This window comes from Kribbella sp. NPDC058693 (genome assembly GCF_042715335.1).
Classification (GTDB): domain Bacteria; phylum Actinomycetota; class Actinomycetes; order Propionibacteriales; family Kribbellaceae; genus Kribbella; species Kribbella jiaozuonensis.
The window spans coordinates 169991-186887 of the sequence record NZ_JBHXSQ010000001.1 but is presented as its reverse complement, the minus strand read 5'-3'; the positions used below and the strand labels follow the sequence as shown (position 1 = coordinate 186887).

Sequence of the window (16897 nt, the reverse complement as noted above, 5' to 3'; positions counted from 1 at the left end):
CACAGGCCCACGGGTTGGGGTGGAAGTAGGGTGTGGCGCGGCGGTGCTGATGGGGGACTGGCTGGAGGGTTGATGGTGGATCGGCGACGGCGGAGCGTGCGTACGGCGTTGGTGGGCGAGGCCTTGCGCGTTGCGTTGGCAGGCCGCAGCCGGACCGATCCGGGCGGCGGGCTGGACATCGTCGACCTCGGCGGCGGCACTGGTGGGTTCGCGGTTCCGCTGGCGGTCGAAGGGCATCGCGTGACGGTTGTCGACCCGAGCCCGGACGCGTTGGCATCGCTGGAGCGACGGGCCAGCGACGAAGGCGTGAGCAAGCTGGTCCGTGGCGTCCAGGGCGACGCGGCGGAGCTCCCCGGGCTGGCGGGGGAGTCGAGCGCGGACGCCGTCCTGTGCCATGGCGTCCTCGAGGTCGTCGACGACCCGGTGCAGGCGCTGCAGGCGATGGCGTCGGTGCTGCGGGAGGGCGGCGTATTGAGTCTGCTCGTTGCCCAGCGCAACGCGGTCGTACTGGCTCGCGCGCTCGCAGGTCATCTGGCCGAGGCGCGGATCGCGCTGCAGGACCCGGACGGACGCTGGGGTGCGACCGATCCGATGCCGCGACGGTTCGACGAGGCCGGGATCACGGCGCAGCTCGCCGATGCCGGGTTCATGGTGCACACGGTGCACGGCGTACGCACGTTCGCCGACCTCGTGCCGGCCGCGTTCGTCGACTCCGAGCCGGGCGCCGCGGACTCGCTGGCCGAGCTCGAGCGCGCCGCGAGTCAGCACCCGGCGTTCCGCGCGCTGGCCACCCAGCTGCACATTCTCGCGACCCGCTGAGCCCCGTTCGGCGGCAGTCCGCCGTACGGCCGATTGCGACGGAGGGTGACGGGCGGGCTACCTGAGTCACGGTCAGGGGGTGATCGCTGTGAACCGGCTGCGAGCGACACGCCGGAATACATAGGTTTGGGACCTGTTCTGCCGGGGCAGTTGCCGGACCGTGACGCGCTGGACAGCCGGTCAGGGTTTCGTGTCAGCCACGCGCGGCCTAGACTGAAGGCGGCCTATCGAGATCGCGCTCATCATGGAGGGATCGACGGTGCCCCTCTCGGAAGAAGAGCAGCGCCAGTTCGAGCAGCTCGAACGCGCCCTCGCTGCGGAAGACCCGAAGTTCGTTTCCGCCATGCGGGGAACCAATGTGCGCTTGTACTACAAGCGGCGGGCAGTGCTTGCCGGCGTTGGATTTGTGCTGGGCATCGCAGTACTGATGACCGGTGCGATCATCCCCAACACCATTATCGGTGTCATCGGCTTCGTGATGATGGTCGCGTGCCTGTACATCGCGGCGCTGAGCATGAAGCGGATCAGCAACGCGGGGGAGTCCGACGACATCCCGCCGCCGCCGCCGACCAAACGGCACCGGACCAAGCACGACTCGTCCGGCAGCTTCATGGAGCGCATGGAAGACCGCTGGCGCCGCCGCCGCGACGAGGACCTCTAACCCACAAACTTCCCTCCGCACCCGTGCCCTAGGCGGCACGGGTGTGGTGGTTTGTCTGGGGTCGCGTCGGGTGGGGATGCGTTTGCCGGGGGCGGGCGGGTGCGTAAGCGCGCGCACAGCTTGTGAAGCGGTACCTGCGGGGCCACGGCGGGCCGGCTGAGGTGCGCTCGCCTTCACCCGCGCCGAGCTGATGCGGCGGCTGGCCCCCGAGCCCGCGCCGAGCCGATGCGGCGGCTGGCGGCCGAGCCCGCGCCGAGCAAGCTGAGGCGGCCAGGCCACCTTCGGCCCGGCCCAACCGCCCCCAGCTAGTTGGTGTGGGGGCGTTTGGGAAGGACCAGCGAGCGTAGGCGGGCCAGTAGCAGGTCGAACTCATCGAGGAGGTCGGAGGCCTCTGTGCTGCCTCGGCTCAGGTACCAGCGCCAGGACGGCGGCAGCATGCGTGCCCGCCAGCGGCGACGGCGTGGGGCCTGAGTCCACAGCGCCTTGCGTACGGCGGATGCCTCCGGACGCAGGTCTAGCTCGGGATCCGCGTCCCCGGCGTACCGGAGCGCTTCGATCCCACGTGCCAGCTTGCGTGCCGCTGGATGCGTGTCCTCAGGGAGCTTGGTGACCAGCCACTGACCGGTCTGCCTCGGCGTGGAGATGTCGGACCAGTCCAGCCCCAGATCTCGAGCCGTGTCGCGGATCTCCGCCCACAACCCCTCGGCGCCGGCCCGTCCCGGCGGTCGCAGGAAGCGCCGCCGTCGGGTCGCCGCGCGGATCATCCAGGGGATGCACAGCAGCAGACCGACGCCGAGGATCCCGGCGATCACCTGAGCGCCGCCGTTGGTGAACCAGTTGCCGGAGTCAACGATCCCGACCGAGCTCTGGTCCGGCAGGTTCGGGTCGTGCCGCGGCTTGTCGATCCCCGGGGTCTCGCCGGCGCCGGGAGTGCTCGGCAGGCTGGTCGGCGCGGTCGTCGGGCTGGTCGGGTCCCCCGTCGCGGGGACGGTCCAGTTCGGCGTACTCGAGACGCGGGCGGACGGCGTCGGCTCGAACCGGACCCAGCCGATGCCCTGGAAGTACAGCTCGGGCCAGGCGTGCATGTCGTGCATCCGGACGGTGAACTCGCCGTCCTTGCCGGCCTGCCCGGGCAGGAAGCCGATCCCGACCCGGGACGGGATCCCGATGATCCGCGCCATCAGCGCCATCCCGGTCGCGAACTGCTCGCAGTACCCGGTCTTGTTCTTCAGCAGGAAGTCCTCGAGCGCGGCCATCCCGCTGCCCTTGGCGTTCGCGGTGCTGTAGGTGAAGTCGCCGCTGCGGAACCAGTTCTGGATCAGCACCGCGGCCTCGAACTTGTTGTCACCGGCCGGCGCGACGACCTCGAACGTCTTCTGCCTGATGTCGTTCGGCGTCTTCTGCGGCACCGCCGACGTGTACTGGTCCGGGGCGCTCGTGGTGATCGAGTCGTGCAGCTGCTGCGGCGTCGGCTGCAGGTCGTACGACGACAGCTTGTACTTCTTGCCGGCGACGATCGACCCGTTCGACGAGACCACGTCCAGCGCTTCCGCGTCGTACTGCCAGTCCCGCTTCAGCGAGATCGAGTGCAACGGGTACGGGACCGGGGCGAACTGCGAGCGGAACGTCCGGGTGACGTCGATCTCCATGTTGGTCTGCGGGAGCTTGGAGAGATCACCGGTGTAGCCGGGCGGCGCGGTCAGGTCACCGCTGATCTTGTGCGGCGAGTCGCGCTGCGAGATCCGCCAGGTGTTGCCGTCGAAGAGATCGAGCGCGGTCAGCCGCAGGTACGTGCCGCCGGACGGACCGCCTTTGTAGGTGAGCGCGACGACGTTGTCGCCACGCTTCAGGTTCTTGCCCATGTCGAGCATCGGGTCGGTCGACGAGATCGACGCGCCGAGCCCGTTGCCGGTGCCGCCGCCGGCCAGACCGTTGCCGATGACACCTTCCGGGAGGGCGGGCAGCAACGCGGGCAGCAGTGCGGCGATCGCGACCACGGTCAGCCCGATCCGGCGACCGGCCTGCCCGAGCGCCGACGCCTCGACGGGCTCGGCCGCGTCGAGGTGCGAGACGCCCGAGATCCGGCGGCCCCAGCGGCTGAGCCGGCTGCGGCCTTCCGCGGACAACAGGACGATGTAGCCGATCGCCGGCGGGATGAACAGCAACGCCGGCAGACCGCCGTGCACGGTCGCGGCCGGCACCGTGTACATGATCAGCAGCAGCAAGCCCGACCACGCGGCCTGCCGCAGCTGTACGGCGATGATGTGGATCAGCAGCCCGGTCGCCGTGATCACCGAGACCGCGAACAAGGTCAGATGCGAGTCCTGCGGCAGCGGCGCGCTGAATCGGTTGATCGAGTCCATCGCGTCGACCATCTGCGAGTTGAACTCGAGCGCGGTCGCCTTCCACGGGATCAGCCCGAACTTCATCGTCCCGTGCAGGAAGAACAGCGACAGCAGCTCCACCAGCGCGAACAGCTGAACGATCGGTACGACGATCCGCGGGGTCCGCAGGTTCTGCAGCAGTACGCCGATCCCCGTCACCACCGCGCACAGGAACGCGCTGATGAACAAGAACGGCCCGGAGAACACCGGCGTCAGCACGAGCGACCCGAGAACAGTCGCTCCCCAAGCAGCAATGGAAATCCTCGCGTGACCGGTCATGCGATCCTTCCGCTTCTTAGTCCGAGGCCGGACCACACGGTCGGTAGATGGTCGCCGCGGCGGACTCTGGCTACTCGCCAGCCGTTGCGGCGTAGTTCGTTCTCAGTTGCGTCTGTGGCGGCGGTCAGCCGGGTCGCCTTCTCGGTCGCCTCGGCGCCGACCGCCCAGCTCGCGGCGTCCAGCAGCAGGACGACTCCGGTCGCCTGGCTGGTCCGCCAGCGGTTCAGGGCGATGACGTCATCGGTGCTGCAGGCGCCGAGGATCGCGATCACGAGGCTCGGCTCTTGCGCGTGCCGGTCGACGGTCAGCAGCGGACCGATCTCGGCGTACTTGTGCTCCTCGACGGTCGCGCACTCGGTCAGCAGCTGCTGCTGGTTGAGTGGTTGGTGCACCGACGCGGAGGTCCGGTGGGTGATGGCGTTCAGCGTGGTCGGCCCGCCGAGCATCGTGGTGACGTACCCGCGCCTGATCCGGTCGATCCCGGCCGACGCGGCCGCGCTGACCGCCCACTCCAGGCTGGACGACGGACCGTGCCCGTGGTGCGAGATCGTCCGCGCGTCCAAGAACAACGCGCACCGGCTCTGCCACGGCTGCTCCTCGCGGCGGACCATCAGCTCACCGCGGCGAGCAGTCGACCGCCAGTGCACCCGGCGCAGGTCGTCGCCGTCGCGGTACTCGCGGACCGTCGCATCCTCTTCACCAGCAGAGGCGATCGCCCGCGGCCGGTTCTCGCCCGAGCCGGCCCGGTCCGCACCGAGACGGATCTCAGGCAGCCGGTACACCCGCGGCGTAACCAGCAGGTGCTGGCTGCGGGTGAACGTCCGGCTGGTCTCCACCAGTCCGAACGGGTCGGCCACCGTCAGCATCAACGGCCCGACCTGGAAAAGACCCCGTACGTCGGACTTCACCGGATACGTGACCGTACGACGCCAGTTCGGGCTGACCCGGTCGACCACGAACCGCGGTCGGTGCCCGAGTACATAAGGAATGCGGTCCTCGAGCAGCAGCAGGCCCGCGGGCATCCGGCCCTGGTTGCTCAGGGTCAGCTCCACGGTCGCCTGCGTCCCCACGGGGACCTGGTCCGGCGCAAGGCTGCGCCGTACCTGCAGCCGCAGCCGCGTCCGGCCGACGACCAGGGCTGCCACGACCGGCAACGCCGCCAGCAGGATGCCGACGCGCAGCAGGTCCTTCTGGCCGAGCAGCAGCGCGCACAGCGATGCGGTGATACCGGCCGCGACGAACGCCCGCCCTCTGGTGGTCAGTCCGCGCAGTGCCTGCCGCATGTCTCAGTCCCGGCGGGTGCGGGGGAGGGCCACGCTGGACACCAACCCGGAGATGATGTCGGCTGCACCGCGCCCACCGAGATGCGCCTCAGCCGCTGGAAGCACCCGGTGCGCGAGGACCGGCACCGCGAGCTCCTGGATGTCGTCCGGCAGTACGAACTCACGTGCGTCGAGCGCTGCCGCCGCACGCGCCGCCCGGATCAGGTGCAGCGTCGACCGCGGGCTGGCGCCGAGGCGGAGCTCCTGCGACCGCCGGGTCGCGCCGACCAGGGCGACGGCGTACTCCTTCACGCCTTCGGACACGTGCACGGACTGCACCGTCTTCACCAGCCGGAGGATCTGCTGACCGTCGGTGACGGGTTGCAGGCTCAGCAGCGGGTCGTCCGCCGCGTGCCCGTCGAGCATCCGCAGCTCGGCGGCCGGCTCCGGGTAGCCCATCGAGACGCGGGCCATGAACCGGTCACGTTGCGCCTCGGGGAGCGGGTAGGTGCCTTCCATCTCGATCGGGTTCTGCGTCGCGATGACCATGAACGGCGCGTCCAGGTGGTACGTCGTGGTGTCGACGGTGACCTGGCGCTCCTCCATCGACTCCAGCAACGCGGCCTGGGTCTTCGGCGAGGCACGGTTGATCTCGTCGCCGACGACGATGTTCGCGAACACCGCGCCGGGCTTGAACTCGAAGTCGCGGATCTCCTGGTTGAAGACGGAGACGCCGGTGATGTCCGACGGCAGCAGGTCCGGCGTGAACTGGATCCGGCGCACGGTGCAGTCGATCGACTTCGCCAGCGCCTTCGCCAGCATCGTCTTGCCGACGCCCGGCACGTCCTCGATCAGCAGATGTCCCTCGGCCAGCAGCACGGTGATGGCGACCTCGACCACGTCGGGTTTGCCCTCGATCACCTGCTCCATGGCCCGGCGGACGCGGCCCGCCACCTCGGACAGCTCGTCGAAGTCCCCGGCTCCTGCCAGCGGCGAGCTGGTCGCGGTGGTGCTCACTCTGTGTCCTCCCCATTCGTTGACTGCCGACACATTCTCACCCGCTGTAGGGGTCGGGCCTAGAGCGGCGGGGGTTTCGTTACCTGGCGTTTCGGTGTTCATCGGCGCACGCCCTCACGGCGGGTCGGTCTGTCTTGTGCAGAGCTGACGTCCCTCCAAGCGTACGGGCGGCAAAAGCAGTGCGTGCGGCGTACGACGTTCCGATCGCCCGGAAGGTTCACGCAGATCGGGCCGGAATGGTTCATCGCGGACCCGGTGGAGCGACGTGTGGAGCGGGGTGGAGGAACCCGGTGGAGCGAAGTGGAGGAAGGAAGTGGAGCGATGGGGAGGGCGAAACGGTTGAGCCGGCAGCGACACGCGGGAATCGAGGCGCGGATTCACGCGGCGCCGGGGCGGAATGGGGCGGAAGTTGGTTGACGGTGGTGGAAAGTGGAGTAAGGTGGAGCGCAGTGGAACTGAAGTGGTGGAAACACTCGCCTGAGTCGGAGAGTCCGCAACGGGGAGGTGGAGCGTGTTCCTCGGAACTCACTTCCCCAAGCTCGACGACAAGGGCCGGCTGTTCCTGCCGGCGAAGTTCCGCGACGAGCTGGCCGACGGTCTGGTGATCACACGTGGGCAGGAGCGATCGCTGTCCGTGTGGCCGGAGCGTGAGTTCGTCCAGCTGACCGAGCAGTTGAAGCAGGCTCCGATCACCAACAAGGGTGCGCGGGACTACCTACGGATGTTGTTCGCCGGCGCTTCGAACGAGATGCCGGACAAGCAGGGCCGGGTCACCATCCCACCGATGCTGCGCGATTACGCGTCACTGGATCGCGACTGCGTCGTCATCGGGGCGATGAACCGGGTGGAGATCTGGAACACGGAGAACTGGAACCGGTACTCCGCGGAGCAGGAGCAGGCGTTCGCCGACCTCTCCGAGGAAGTGCTGCCAGGCATCTTCTAGAGGCACAGCTGAACAGAGTGCGAGGACACACCGACCGTCCGGTGAGATCACGGGTCCGACTTCCGACCTGCAGTGTTGGCGCCACTTCCCCGGCGCCAAGACCAGCAGGTACTTCCCCGGGAGGCGTACCCGCGATCTGACCGGACGGTGCTGTCTACGTACCACACAAGACCTGCGGGGGCAGGGTCGCTCCCACGATGCACGGGTGTGACGGGAAGGGTCGAGGATGAACGCTGCGGAGCGGCATGTGCCGGTGATGCTGGAGCGCGTGGTCGCGCTGCTGGCGCCGGCACTCGCGCATCCCGGCGCTGTCTTCGTCGACGCCACTCTCGGCCTCGGTGGGCATTCCGAGGCGTTCCTGCGGCAGTTCCCAGACGTACGGCTGATCGGCTTCGACCGGGACCCGGCCGCATTGGAGCTGGCCGGCGAGCGACTCGCGCCGTACGAGGACCGGATCACGCTCGTGCACGCGGTGTACGACGAGCTGCCGCGGGCGCTCGCGGATCTCGGCGTGCCGGCGATCGACGGGATCCTGTTCGACCTCGGTGTCTCGTCGATGCAGCTGGACGAGGCGGACCGCGGGTTCGCGTACGCGCAGGACGCGCCGCTGGACATGCGGATGGACTCGACCGGCCCGACCACGGCGGCCGACATCGTCAACACCTACAGCGCGGCCGACCTGGCCCGGATCCTGTTCCAGTACGGCGAGGAGAAGTTCGCCCGCCGGATCGCGGACCGGATCGTGCGGGAGCGCGAGACCGAGCCGTTCACGAACAGCGCCCGGCTGTCCGAGCTGGTGCGGAACGCGATCCCGCAGGCGGCCCGGCGTACCGGGGGACATCCGGCGAAGCGGACGTTCCAGGCGCTGCGGATCGAGGTGAACGGCGAGCTCGACGTACTGCGTCGTGCGTTGCCCGCCGCGCTGCAGGCGCTGGCGTTGCACGGGCGGATCGTGGTGATGAGCTACCACTCGCTCGAGGACCGGATCACCAAGCAGGCGTTCGCGGCCGGGACGAAGACCGACGTACCTGACGACCTGCCGGTGATCCCGGCCGGGCATGAGCCGTATCTGAAACTGCTGACCCGCGGCGCCGAGCGCCCGACCGAGGAAGAGGTCGCGGCGAACCCGCGCGCGGCGTCCGCCCGGGTGCGGGCGGCGACACGAATCCGGGAGAAGGGACTGGTGGCCTGATGAGTACTGTCTTCAGCCCGCAGAAGGCGCGGGTGACGCCGGTCCCTGCGAAGAAGCGGTCCGAGCCGCGGCTGCGAGTGGTGTACGGCGCGCCGTTCCGGCCGCCGCGGATGCCGTTCGTCATCTTCGTGGTGTCGCTACTGGCCGCTGGACTGGTCGGGCTGTTGCTGCTGAACACGCAGCTGCAGAGCGGGACGTTCGAGGTCACCAAGCTGAGCAGCCAGGCGGATCAGCTGCGGGATCAGCAGGAATTGCTGGAGAAGCAGGTCCGCACGCTGGAGTCGCCGCAGAACCTGTCCGACCGCGCATTGCGGATGGGCATGGTGCCGAACCCGAACCCGGTGTTCCTGCGGCTGTCCGACGGCCGGGTGCTGGGTGTGCCGGCGGAGGGCAAGGCCGGGACCGGTACGGCGATGTTCGGCCCGGGCACTCCGACCGGCACTGCTACCAAGCCGCCCGTGGTGAAGCCGACGACGAAGACGCCGGTGAAGCCGACCACGCCGGTGAAGCCGCCGACCGGGACCACCAAGCCTCCGACCGGCACCACCAAGCCTCCGACGGGTACGACGAAGCCGCCGACCGGGACGACCAAGCCGCCGGTCACGACGAAGAAGCCTGCTACGACCACACGGGGATGATCGGATGACGGATCGACGGGGAAACGAGCCGCCACGCAAACGCGGCGCAACACCGGGCCGGACCAACAACCCGCCCCGCAAGGCTCAACCCCGTCGTCCCTCCACTACAGACAGTGCCCGAACCACCCCACCCCGCCCCGAATCCACCCGCGAAAGACTGCTCCGTCAAGCCCAGGAGGAGAGCGGCGCTGCGCGTCGGCCTTCGAGTGAGGGGCGACGCCGCCCAGCTCCCGAGGGTGCGGCCCCGCGCAAGAAGGCGGCCGTCGGCCGGCCGGTGCCGCGCCGTCGGCCGGACGGGGCGGAGCGGAAGGCCCCGGCGAAGAAAGCAGCGGCCAAGAAAGCGACGGCTAAGAAGGCTCCTGCTAGGAAGCGGCCGCCGCAGAATCGGCCTCAGCCTCGGCCTAGGCAGCGGAAGGTGCGGAAGGCGCCTCGGATGTTGCGGTTGGGGCGGCCGGCGGTGCGGTTGCGGGTTACGTTCGGGGTGATGGCGTTTGTGTTGTCGCTGTTCGCCGGGCGGCTGGTGCTGCTGCAGGGGGTGGACCCGGACAGCTACGCCCAGGCGGCGACGCGGGAGAACACCAAGCCGTTCATCCTGCACGCGACCCGCGGCGCCATCACCGACCGCAACGGCGTCGAGCTGGCGGTCTCCGAGGACGCAGTAGCGATCACCGCCGACCCCACACAGACGAAGCCCGTCGCGCAGCAGCTCGCCTCGATCCTCGCCCCGAAGGTCACGGGTACGACGTACGGCAAGCTGGTCGCCGCGATGACAGGCAAGGGCCGGTTCGCGTACCTCGCCCACCAGGTCCCGCCGACGACGTGGAGCGCGATCCAGGCCGAGATCAAGACCGCGAACGCGACCATCGCCCAACAGAACAAGGGCAAACCGCAGGACCAGGCCGCCCCGCTCCTCGCCGGCCTGTACACCGAGGACGACCCGATCCGCAGCCACCCGAACGGCAGCATCGCCGCGACCGTGGTCGGCGTGACCGGTGCCGACGGCAAGGGACTGTCCGGGCTCGAGTACGGCCTGAACGACAAGCTCTCCGGCCACGACGGCCGCGCGATGTACGAGGTCGACACCAAGGGCAACAAGATCCCGAACGCGAACCACACGGTCGAGGAGCCCAAGCCCGGCGTCGGCGTACAGCTGACCCTGGACACCGATCTGCAGTTCTTCGCGGAGAAGCGGATCGAGCAGGCGGTCAAGCAGTACAAGGCCAGCTCCGGCACCGTGATCGTGATGGACGTGAAGTCCGGCGAGGTCATGGCGATGGCGAACTATCCGACCTTCGACCCGAACAAGCCGTACAAGCCCAGCGACCTGAACAACCCCGCGCTGGAGCGCACCTACGAGCCCGGCAGCGTGCAGAAGGTGGCGACGATGGCCGCCCTCGCCGACGCCGGCCTGATCGACCTGAACACCAAGCTCCGGGTGCCCGGCAGCATCGAGGTCCAGCGGCGCACGATCAAGGACCACTGGGACCACGGCCCGATGAACCTGACCATCGCCGGCGTGGTCGCGAAGTCGTCGAACGTCGGCACGATCATGGCCGCGCAGCAGATGCGGATCCCGCAGTTCGTGAAGTACCTGCACGACTTCGGGTTCGGCCAGCCGACCGGCCTGGACTTCCCCGGCGAGAGCAACGGCAAGCTGATGGACGGCGACGAGTGGCCGGAGATCACCCGGTCGAACGTCGCGTTCGGCCAGGGCCTGTCGGTGAACGCGGTGCAGATGACGGCCGCGGTGAACACGGTCGCCAACGGCGGCGTCTACGTGCCGCCGAAGCTGGTCCGCAACTACGTCGACGCGAACGGCACCGTGGTCCCGAACCAGACCGCGGCCCCGCATCGGGTGGTGAGCGAGAAGGCCGCCAAGGAGGTCGCCACGATGATGGAGGCGGTGACCGCGAAGAAGGGCACCGCGCCGCAGGCGGCGATCGACGGTTACCTGGTCGCAGGCAAGACCGGTACGGCGCAGGAGGTCGACTCGGCCTGCAGCTGCTACCGCAAGTGGGCGACTTCTTTTGCCGGATTTGCTCCGGCCGACAACCCGCGCTTCGTTACTTACGTCGTACTGCACGACCCGAGTGACGGTGTTCGGGGTGGTGGCCTGCAAGGAGGACCGGTGTTCCGAGACGTGATGAGCTACGCGCTGCAGAAGTACGTTGTCCCGCCGACCGGAGCAAAGCAGCCCAACGTCCCGATCACTTGGTGATGGTGACGCAGGGTCAGGTAGGAGTCACAGGGTCCGGAGCGGTAGCCTCAGGGCCCGTGTCCACCCCTACCGCCGCAGGCGGCGCGGTCGCAGCGATCAGGCCACGGCACGTCGTGCCGGTCAGCCTCGCCGACCTCGCGAGCGTCGCCCACACACAGCTTCCGGCAGAGTCGCCGGTAGCCGTTACCGGCGTCACCCTCGACTCGCGCTCCGTCCTCCCCGGCGACCTGTACGCCGCTCTGCCCGGTGCGGTCACGCACGGCGCCGAGTACGTCGCGAAAGCCCTGCAATCCGGCGCTGTCGCCGTACTGACCGACCCCACAGGCGCTGACCGTGCAGCTGCGACCGGCCTGCCGGCGCTGGTCGTCGACAACCCGCGCAGCGTCCTCGGCGCGGTCGCGTCCCGCGTCTACGGCGATCCGACCAGCGAGCTGCGGTTGCTCGGGGTCACGGGGACCAACGGCAAGACGACAACCAGCTTCCTGCTGGACGCAGTACTGCGTGGGCTCGGTCCGGCAGCCTTGATCGGCACGATTCAAACGCGTGTTGGCGATGAAGTCGTGAAGAGCGTCCGGACCACGCCGGAGGCCACCGACCTGCAGGCGCTGTTCGCGGTGATGCGGGAGCGGGCGGTCGCGTGGTGCGCGATGGAGGTGTCCAGCCACGCGCTGGCCCTGGGACGTGTCGACGGCGCTCGCTTCGCGGTCGCGGGGTTCACCAACCTCACGCAGGACCATCTGGACTTCCACAAGACGTTCGAGGAGTACTTCCAGGCGAAGGCCTCGTTGTTCACCCCGGAGCGGTGTGATGTAGCCGTGGTGACCATCGACGACGAGTACGGGCGCAGGCTGGCGGCACAGACCGTCGTACCGCTGGTGACTGTGTCGACCAAGGGTGACGCCGACTGGACCGTGGCCAACCGGCATCAGTCCGAGCACGGGACCACGGTGTTCGACGTTCAGGGACCGGACGAGACGCTGACGCTGGAGATCGCGCTTCCGGGAGAGTTCAACATCGCCAACGCTCTGCTGGCGACGGTGATGCTGCGACAGGCCGGCGTACCCGCCGACGCGATCGCGGCCGGTCTTCGTACGGCGACCGTGCCCGGGCGGATGGAGCTGTTCACCCGCGAGGACGGCCTGGCCGTGATCGTCGACTACGCGCACACCCCGGACGCCGTCGAGCTGGCGCTGAAGGCGGCGCGTGGCGCGACCAAGGGCCGGTTGTTCGCCGTCGTCGGCTGCGGCGGTGACCGCGACCCGTGGAAGCGCCCGGCGATGGGAGCGGCCGCTGCCCGTACTGCGGACGTGGTGATCGTGACCGACGACAACCCGCGTGGCGAAGACCCGGCGTCGATCCGGGCCGCCGCGGTGCAGGGTGCGCGGGAGGCGGTTCCGGCCGTCGACCTGCAGGAGATCGGCGACCGACGGCAGGCCATCGCCGCCGCGATCGAGCTGGCCGGCCCGGGCGACACCGTCGTCGTACTCGGGAAGGGCCATGAGACCGGCCAGGACGTCGGCGGTGTGATCCACCCGTTCGACGACCGTGAAACCGTGCGTGACCTGTTGGAGGCAGACCGGTGATCCCTGTCAGTTGCGGCGAGATCGCCGACGCCGTCCGCGGCGAGCTCGTGGGCGTCGAGCCCACGGCCGTCGTCGACGGCGCGGTGGTGATCGATTCGCGAGCCGCCGAGCCGGGCGGGCTGTTCGTCGCCCTGCCCGGTGAGCGCGTCGACGGGCACGACTACGTCGGTACGGCGACCGCGGCAGGCGTCACGGCCGCGCTGACCACCCGGCCGATCGAGGGGAGCCCGTGCATCGTCGTCGACGACTCGCAGCGGGCGCTCGGCGATCTGGCCCGGCTCGTGATCGGCAAGCTGCCGGACCTGAAGGTGATCGCCCTCACCGGTTCCTCCGGCAAGACCAGCACCAAGGACCTGATCGCCCAGGTCATCCGGCCGTACGGCGAGACCGTGTCGCCGGAGGGCTCGTTCAACAACGAGATCGGGCATCCGCTCACCGCGCTGCAGGCGACCACGACGACGAAGTACCTGATCGCCGAGATGGGCACGCGGCACCAGGGTGATATCGCCTACCTGACCGGGATCACAGCCCCGGACATCGGGCTGGTGCTGAACGTCGGCACCTCGCACATCGGCGAGTTCGGATCGCAGGACAACATCGCGATCGCGAAGGGCGAGCTGATCGAGGCGGTCCCGGCGGACGGCATCGCGATCCTGAACGCCGACGACCACCGGGTCGCCGCGATGCGGAGCCGGACCCAGGCTCGAGTGCTGACCTTCGGCGAGGCGGCCGAGGCCGACATCCGCGCGGAGGGCGTGAAGCTCGACGCCGAGGGACGGCCCGCGTTCGCCCTGCACCTCGGGAACTTCAGCGGCGACGTGCAGCTGCAGTTCATCGGTGAGCACTACGTGTCGAACGCGCTGGCTGCTGCGGCGGTCGGTCACGCGATCGGTCTGACGCCGGACCAGATCACCCACGGCCTGAACGCGGCCACCCGGGTGTCCGCGGCGCGGATGGAGCTGACCGAGCGGGCGGACGGCGTGACGATCATCAACGACGCGTTCAACGCCAACCCGGATTCGACCCGCGCGGCGCTGAAGTCGCTGGTCGCCATCGGCCGGTCGCGCGGCGCGCGGACCTGGGCGGTGCTCGGCGAGATGCTCGAGCTCGGCGACACCTCCGCCGACGAGCACGACGCGATCGGGCGGCTCGTCGTCCGGCTGGACGTGAACCGGCTGGTCGTGGTCGGCGAGGGCGCGAAACCGATCCATCTCGGCGCCTCGCTGGAAGGCTCGTGGGGCAACGAGTCCGTATTCGTCGACACGATCCCGGAAGCACTCGACCTGCTCAGGGCCGAGCTGCGCGCGGGGGACGTCGTACTGGTGAAGTCTTCTAAGGGCTCGAAACTGCGCAGCCTTGCTGACGCATTGCTGGAGGACCTGCAGTGATCTCGATCCTGTTCGGTGGCGCCGTCGCGATGGTGCTGACGCTGATCGGTACCCGCTGGGCGATCGCCCTGTTGTCCAAGCGCGGTTACGGTCAGGAGATCCGCGACGACGGACCGACCTCGCACCACACCAAGCGCGGTACGCCGACGATGGGCGGCACCGTGTTCATCCTGGCCACGATCGTCGGGTACTTCGCGGCGAAGGTCTTCACGATGACCGCGCCGACCGCGTCGGCGCTGCTCGTCCTGTTCCTGATGGCCGGGATGGGCGCGGTCGGCTTCCTGGACGACTTCATCAAGATCTTCCGGCAGCGCAGCCTCGGCCTGCGCAGCAAGGCGAAACTCGCCGGCCAGACGATGGTCGCGGTGATCTTCGCGGTGCTCGCGCTGCAGTTCCCCGACGACCGCGGGCAGAAGCCGGCCTCGCCGTTCATCTCGTTCATCCGCGACATCGGCTGGCTCGAGCTGCCGGCCATCCTGGTGATCATCTGGATCCTGCTGCTGATCGCCGGTATGTCGAACGGCGTCAACCTCGCCGACGGCCTGGACGGTCTCGCCACCGGCGCGTCGATGATGGTGTTCGGCGCCTACACGCTGATCTGCATCTGGCAGTTCAACCAGAGCTGCGCGACCGCCCAGGGCGTCGGCGCCAAGTGCTACGAGGTTCGAGATCCGCACGACTTGGCCGTGGTCGCAGCCTGTTTGACCGGTGCGCTGTTCGGCTTCCTGTGGTGGAACGCGTCACCGGCCAAGATCTTCATGGGTGACACGGGTTCGCTGTCACTCGGTGGTGCGCTGGCCGGTCTCGCGGTGATGACCCGGACCGAGCTGCTCGTGCTGCTGCTCGGCGGACTGTTCGTCATCATCACCGCGTCGGTGATCCTGCAGGTCGGCTACTTCAAGGTGACAAAACGTACGGCGGGAGTCGGGAAACGGCTCTTCCGGATGGCGCCGCTGCAGCATCACTTCGAGATGCTCGGCTGGGAACAGGTCAACGTCGTGATCCGGTTCTGGATCATCCAGGGCCTGTGTGTGGTGATCGGTCTCGGGGTCTTCTACGCGGAATGGGTGACCGGATGAGTCTCGAGACAAGGACCGACGACGGCTGGGCGACGACGCGGTTCGTCGTACTCGGCTTCGGTACGGCGGGCTACGCCTGCGCCGACTCGCTGATCCAGGCCGGCGCCGAGCACCTCGTCGTACTCGATGATCGCGACAACGAGGCGCTGCGCGAGAAGGCCGTGATCCTGGAGACGCTCGGCGCCACGATCACGCTCGGCCCGGGCAGTACGACGGAGCTGCCGAAGGACGTCGACGTCGTCGTCACGTCTCCCGGCGTACCGCCGCACGCACCGTTGCTCGCGCAGGCCGCCGAGCGCGACGTACCGATCTGGAGCGAGATCGAGCTGGCCTGGCGTCTGCGCGACCCGGCGAATGCCGCGCCGTGGCTGTGCATCACCGGCACCAACGGCAAGACCACGACGGTGCAGATGCTGACCGCGATGCTGCAGGCCGCCGGTCTCCGGACCGTTGCCGCGGGCAACGTCGGGCTGCCGCTGCTCGAGGCCGTGATGGACCCCGAGCCGTACGACGTGATCGCGGTCGAGCTGTCGAGCTACCAGTTGCACTACACGCACTCGATGTCGGCGCACTCGGCCGCCGTACTGAACATCGCACCCGATCACGTCGACTGGCACGGCTCGCTCGACGCGTACGCCAAGGCCAAGGGCCGCATCTTCGAGAACTGCCAGATCGCGTGCGTGTACAACGTCGCCGACAAGGCGACCGAGCAGCTGGTGATGGATGCGGACGTGATCGAGGGCTGCCGCGCGATCGGCTTCACCCTCGGTACGCCGGGACTGTCGATGCTCGGGATCGTCGACGACCTGCTGGTGGACCGGGCGTTCGTCGAGCAGCGGGCATCTTCCGCGCTCGAGCTGGCGATGATCTCCGACGTCACACCGGCCGCGCCGCACAACATCGCGAACGCGCTGGCCGCGGCCGCGTTGGCACGGGCGTTCGGAGTACCGGCGACCGCGATCCGCGACGGGCTGCGCGGGTTCCGGCCGGACAAGCACCGGATCGCGCACGTCGCGGAGGTTGCCGGGGTCAACTATGTCGACGACTCGAAGGCAACCAACCCGCACGCGGCGCAGGCCTCGCTGCTCGCGTACGAGCACGTGGTGTGGATCGCCGGCGGTCAGGCCAAGGGTGCGACGTTCGACGAGCTGGTGATCGCGGCCCGCGCGCGGTTGCGTGCCGTCGTACTGATGGGCCAGGACAAGCAGGTGATCGTCGAAGCACTCCAGCGACACGCACCAGATGTCCCGAGGATCGTCGTCGAGGCAACAGACACTGGAGCTATGCAGATCGTGGTGGGGGAGGCGGCGAAGCTCGCACAGGTGGGTGACACCGTGCTGCTCGCGCCTGGCTGCGCATCCTGGGACATGTTCGCCAACTACGGAGCCCGTGGGGACGCCTTCACCGAAGCCGTACGCGCGCTCGACGTCTGAC

General features: G+C 68.9%; 13 protein-coding genes. 10 read left to right on the top strand and 3 right to left on the bottom strand.

Going from position 1 to position 16897, the window contains the following annotated elements; genetic code table 11:
- Nucleotides 1-72 precede the first annotated feature (72 nt).
- Both ACFWUU_RS00890 and ACFWUU_RS00885 read left to right on the top strand, forming a co-directional pair.
- The gene (locus ACFWUU_RS00890; RefSeq protein WP_137254523.1) at nt 73-819 is read left to right on the top strand and encodes a methyltransferase domain-containing protein; all 747 of its coding nucleotides are present in this window, start codon (nt 73-75) and stop codon (nt 817-819) included.
- A 259-nt stretch (nt 820-1078) separates the two neighbouring features.
- The gene (locus tag ACFWUU_RS00885) at nt 1079-1480 is read left to right on the top strand and encodes a DUF3040 domain-containing protein (protein WP_355480119.1); all 402 of its coding nucleotides are present in this window, start codon (nt 1079-1081) and stop codon (nt 1478-1480) included.
- Between the two features lie 305 nt (nt 1481-1785).
- Here ACFWUU_RS00885 and ACFWUU_RS00880 read toward each other — a convergent pair whose 3' ends face one another.
- Genes ACFWUU_RS00880 through ACFWUU_RS00870 form a run of 3 tightly spaced genes read right to left on the bottom strand, consistent with a single transcriptional unit; the run spans nt 1786 to nt 6335 of the window.
- Nucleotides 1786-4143 (bottom strand): transglutaminaseTgpA domain-containing protein, encoded by a 2358-nt coding sequence (locus tag ACFWUU_RS00880; RefSeq protein WP_380171564.1) that lies wholly within the window; start codon nt 4141-4143, stop codon nt 1786-1788.
- On the bottom strand, nt 4140-5426 hold the full coding sequence (locus tag ACFWUU_RS00875) for a DUF58 domain-containing protein (protein ID WP_137254525.1): 1287 nt from the start codon (nt 5424-5426) through the stop codon (nt 4140-4142). The genes ACFWUU_RS00880 and ACFWUU_RS00875 overlap by 4 nt, the downstream gene beginning before the upstream one ends.
- 3 nt (nt 5427-5429) lie before the next feature.
- Nucleotides 5430-6335: a MoxR family ATPase gene (locus ACFWUU_RS00870; RefSeq protein ID WP_233714799.1), complete on the bottom strand. Its 906-nt coding sequence runs from the start codon at nt 6333-6335 to the stop codon at nt 5430-5432.
- 598 nt (nt 6336-6933) lie between these two features.
- Here ACFWUU_RS00870 and mraZ point away from each other — a divergent pair.
- The 8 genes from mraZ (at nt 6934) to murD (ending at nt 16896) form a co-directional block, all read left to right on the top strand.
- The gene (gene mraZ / locus ACFWUU_RS00865) at nt 6934-7365 is read left to right on the top strand and encodes a division/cell wall cluster transcriptional repressor MraZ (protein WP_130446673.1); all 432 of its coding nucleotides are present in this window, start codon (nt 6934-6936) and stop codon (nt 7363-7365) included.
- 226 nt (nt 7366-7591) lie between these two features.
- Nucleotides 7592-8557 carry a 16S rRNA (cytosine(1402)-N(4))-methyltransferase RsmH gene (gene rsmH, locus ACFWUU_RS00860; RefSeq protein WP_137254526.1) on the top strand — a complete coding sequence of 322 codons (966 nt, stop codon included), beginning with the start codon at nt 7592-7594 and terminating at the stop codon, nt 8555-8557.
- Nucleotides 8557-9195: a hypothetical protein gene (locus tag ACFWUU_RS00855; protein ID WP_233714713.1), complete on the top strand. Its 639-nt coding sequence runs from the start codon at nt 8557-8559 to the stop codon at nt 9193-9195. Before rsmH ends, ACFWUU_RS00855 begins: the two co-directional genes overlap by 1 nt.
- Nucleotides 9196-9679: 484 nt before the next feature.
- Nucleotides 9680-11413 carry a penicillin-binding protein 2 gene (locus ACFWUU_RS00850; RefSeq protein ID WP_233714714.1) on the top strand — a complete coding sequence of 578 codons (1734 nt, stop codon included), beginning with the start codon at nt 9680-9682 and terminating at the stop codon, nt 11411-11413.
- Nucleotides 11413-12996 carry a UDP-N-acetylmuramoyl-L-alanyl-D-glutamate--2,6-diaminopimelate ligase gene (locus ACFWUU_RS00845; protein WP_380171562.1) on the top strand — a complete coding sequence of 528 codons (1584 nt, stop codon included), beginning with the start codon at nt 11413-11415 and terminating at the stop codon, nt 12994-12996. The genes ACFWUU_RS00850 and ACFWUU_RS00845 overlap by 1 nt, the downstream gene beginning before the upstream one ends.
- Nucleotides 12993-14384 (top strand): UDP-N-acetylmuramoyl-tripeptide--D-alanyl-D-alanine ligase, encoded by a 1392-nt coding sequence (murF, locus tag ACFWUU_RS00840; protein WP_380171560.1) that lies wholly within the window; start codon nt 12993-12995, stop codon nt 14382-14384. Before ACFWUU_RS00845 ends, murF begins: the two co-directional genes overlap by 4 nt.
- Nucleotides 14381-15463 carry a phospho-N-acetylmuramoyl-pentapeptide-transferase gene (mraY, locus tag ACFWUU_RS00835; RefSeq protein WP_137254530.1) on the top strand — a complete coding sequence of 361 codons (1083 nt, stop codon included), beginning with the start codon at nt 14381-14383 and terminating at the stop codon, nt 15461-15463. The genes murF and mraY overlap by 4 nt, the downstream gene beginning before the upstream one ends.
- A complete protein-coding gene (murD, locus tag ACFWUU_RS00830) occupies nt 15460-16896 on the top strand; it encodes a UDP-N-acetylmuramoyl-L-alanine--D-glutamate ligase (RefSeq protein WP_380171558.1) in 1437 nt (478 codons plus the stop codon). The genes mraY and murD overlap by 4 nt, the downstream gene beginning before the upstream one ends.
- Nucleotide 16897 lies beyond the last annotated feature (1 nt).

Coding starts and splice junctions, on each gene's coding strand:
- ACFWUU_RS00850 (WP_233714714.1), top strand. CDS start 9,680: ATGGCGTTTGTGTTGTCGCTGTTCGCCGGGCGGCTGGTGCTGCTGCAG.
- rsmH (WP_137254526.1), top strand. CDS start 7,592: ATGAACGCTGCGGAGCGGCATGTGCCGGTGATGCTGGAGCGCGTGGTC.
- ACFWUU_RS00870 (WP_233714799.1), bottom strand. CDS start 6,335: ATGGAGCAGGTGATCGAGGGCAAACCCGACGTGGTCGAGGTCGCCATC.
- ACFWUU_RS00890 (WP_137254523.1), top strand. CDS start 73: ATGGTGGATCGGCGACGGCGGAGCGTGCGTACGGCGTTGGTGGGCGAG.
- ACFWUU_RS00880 (WP_380171564.1), bottom strand. CDS start 4,143: ATGACCGGTCACGCGAGGATTTCCATTGCTGCTTGGGGAGCGACTGTT.
- murD (WP_380171558.1), top strand. CDS start 15,460: ATGAGTCTCGAGACAAGGACCGACGACGGCTGGGCGACGACGCGGTTC.
- ACFWUU_RS00845 (WP_380171562.1), top strand. CDS start 11,413: ATGGTGACGCAGGGTCAGGTAGGAGTCACAGGGTCCGGAGCGGTAGCC.
- ACFWUU_RS00855 (WP_233714713.1), top strand. CDS start 8,557: ATGAGTACTGTCTTCAGCCCGCAGAAGGCGCGGGTGACGCCGGTCCCT.
- ACFWUU_RS00875 (WP_137254525.1), bottom strand. CDS start 5,426: ATGCGGCAGGCACTGCGCGGACTGACCACCAGAGGGCGGGCGTTCGTC.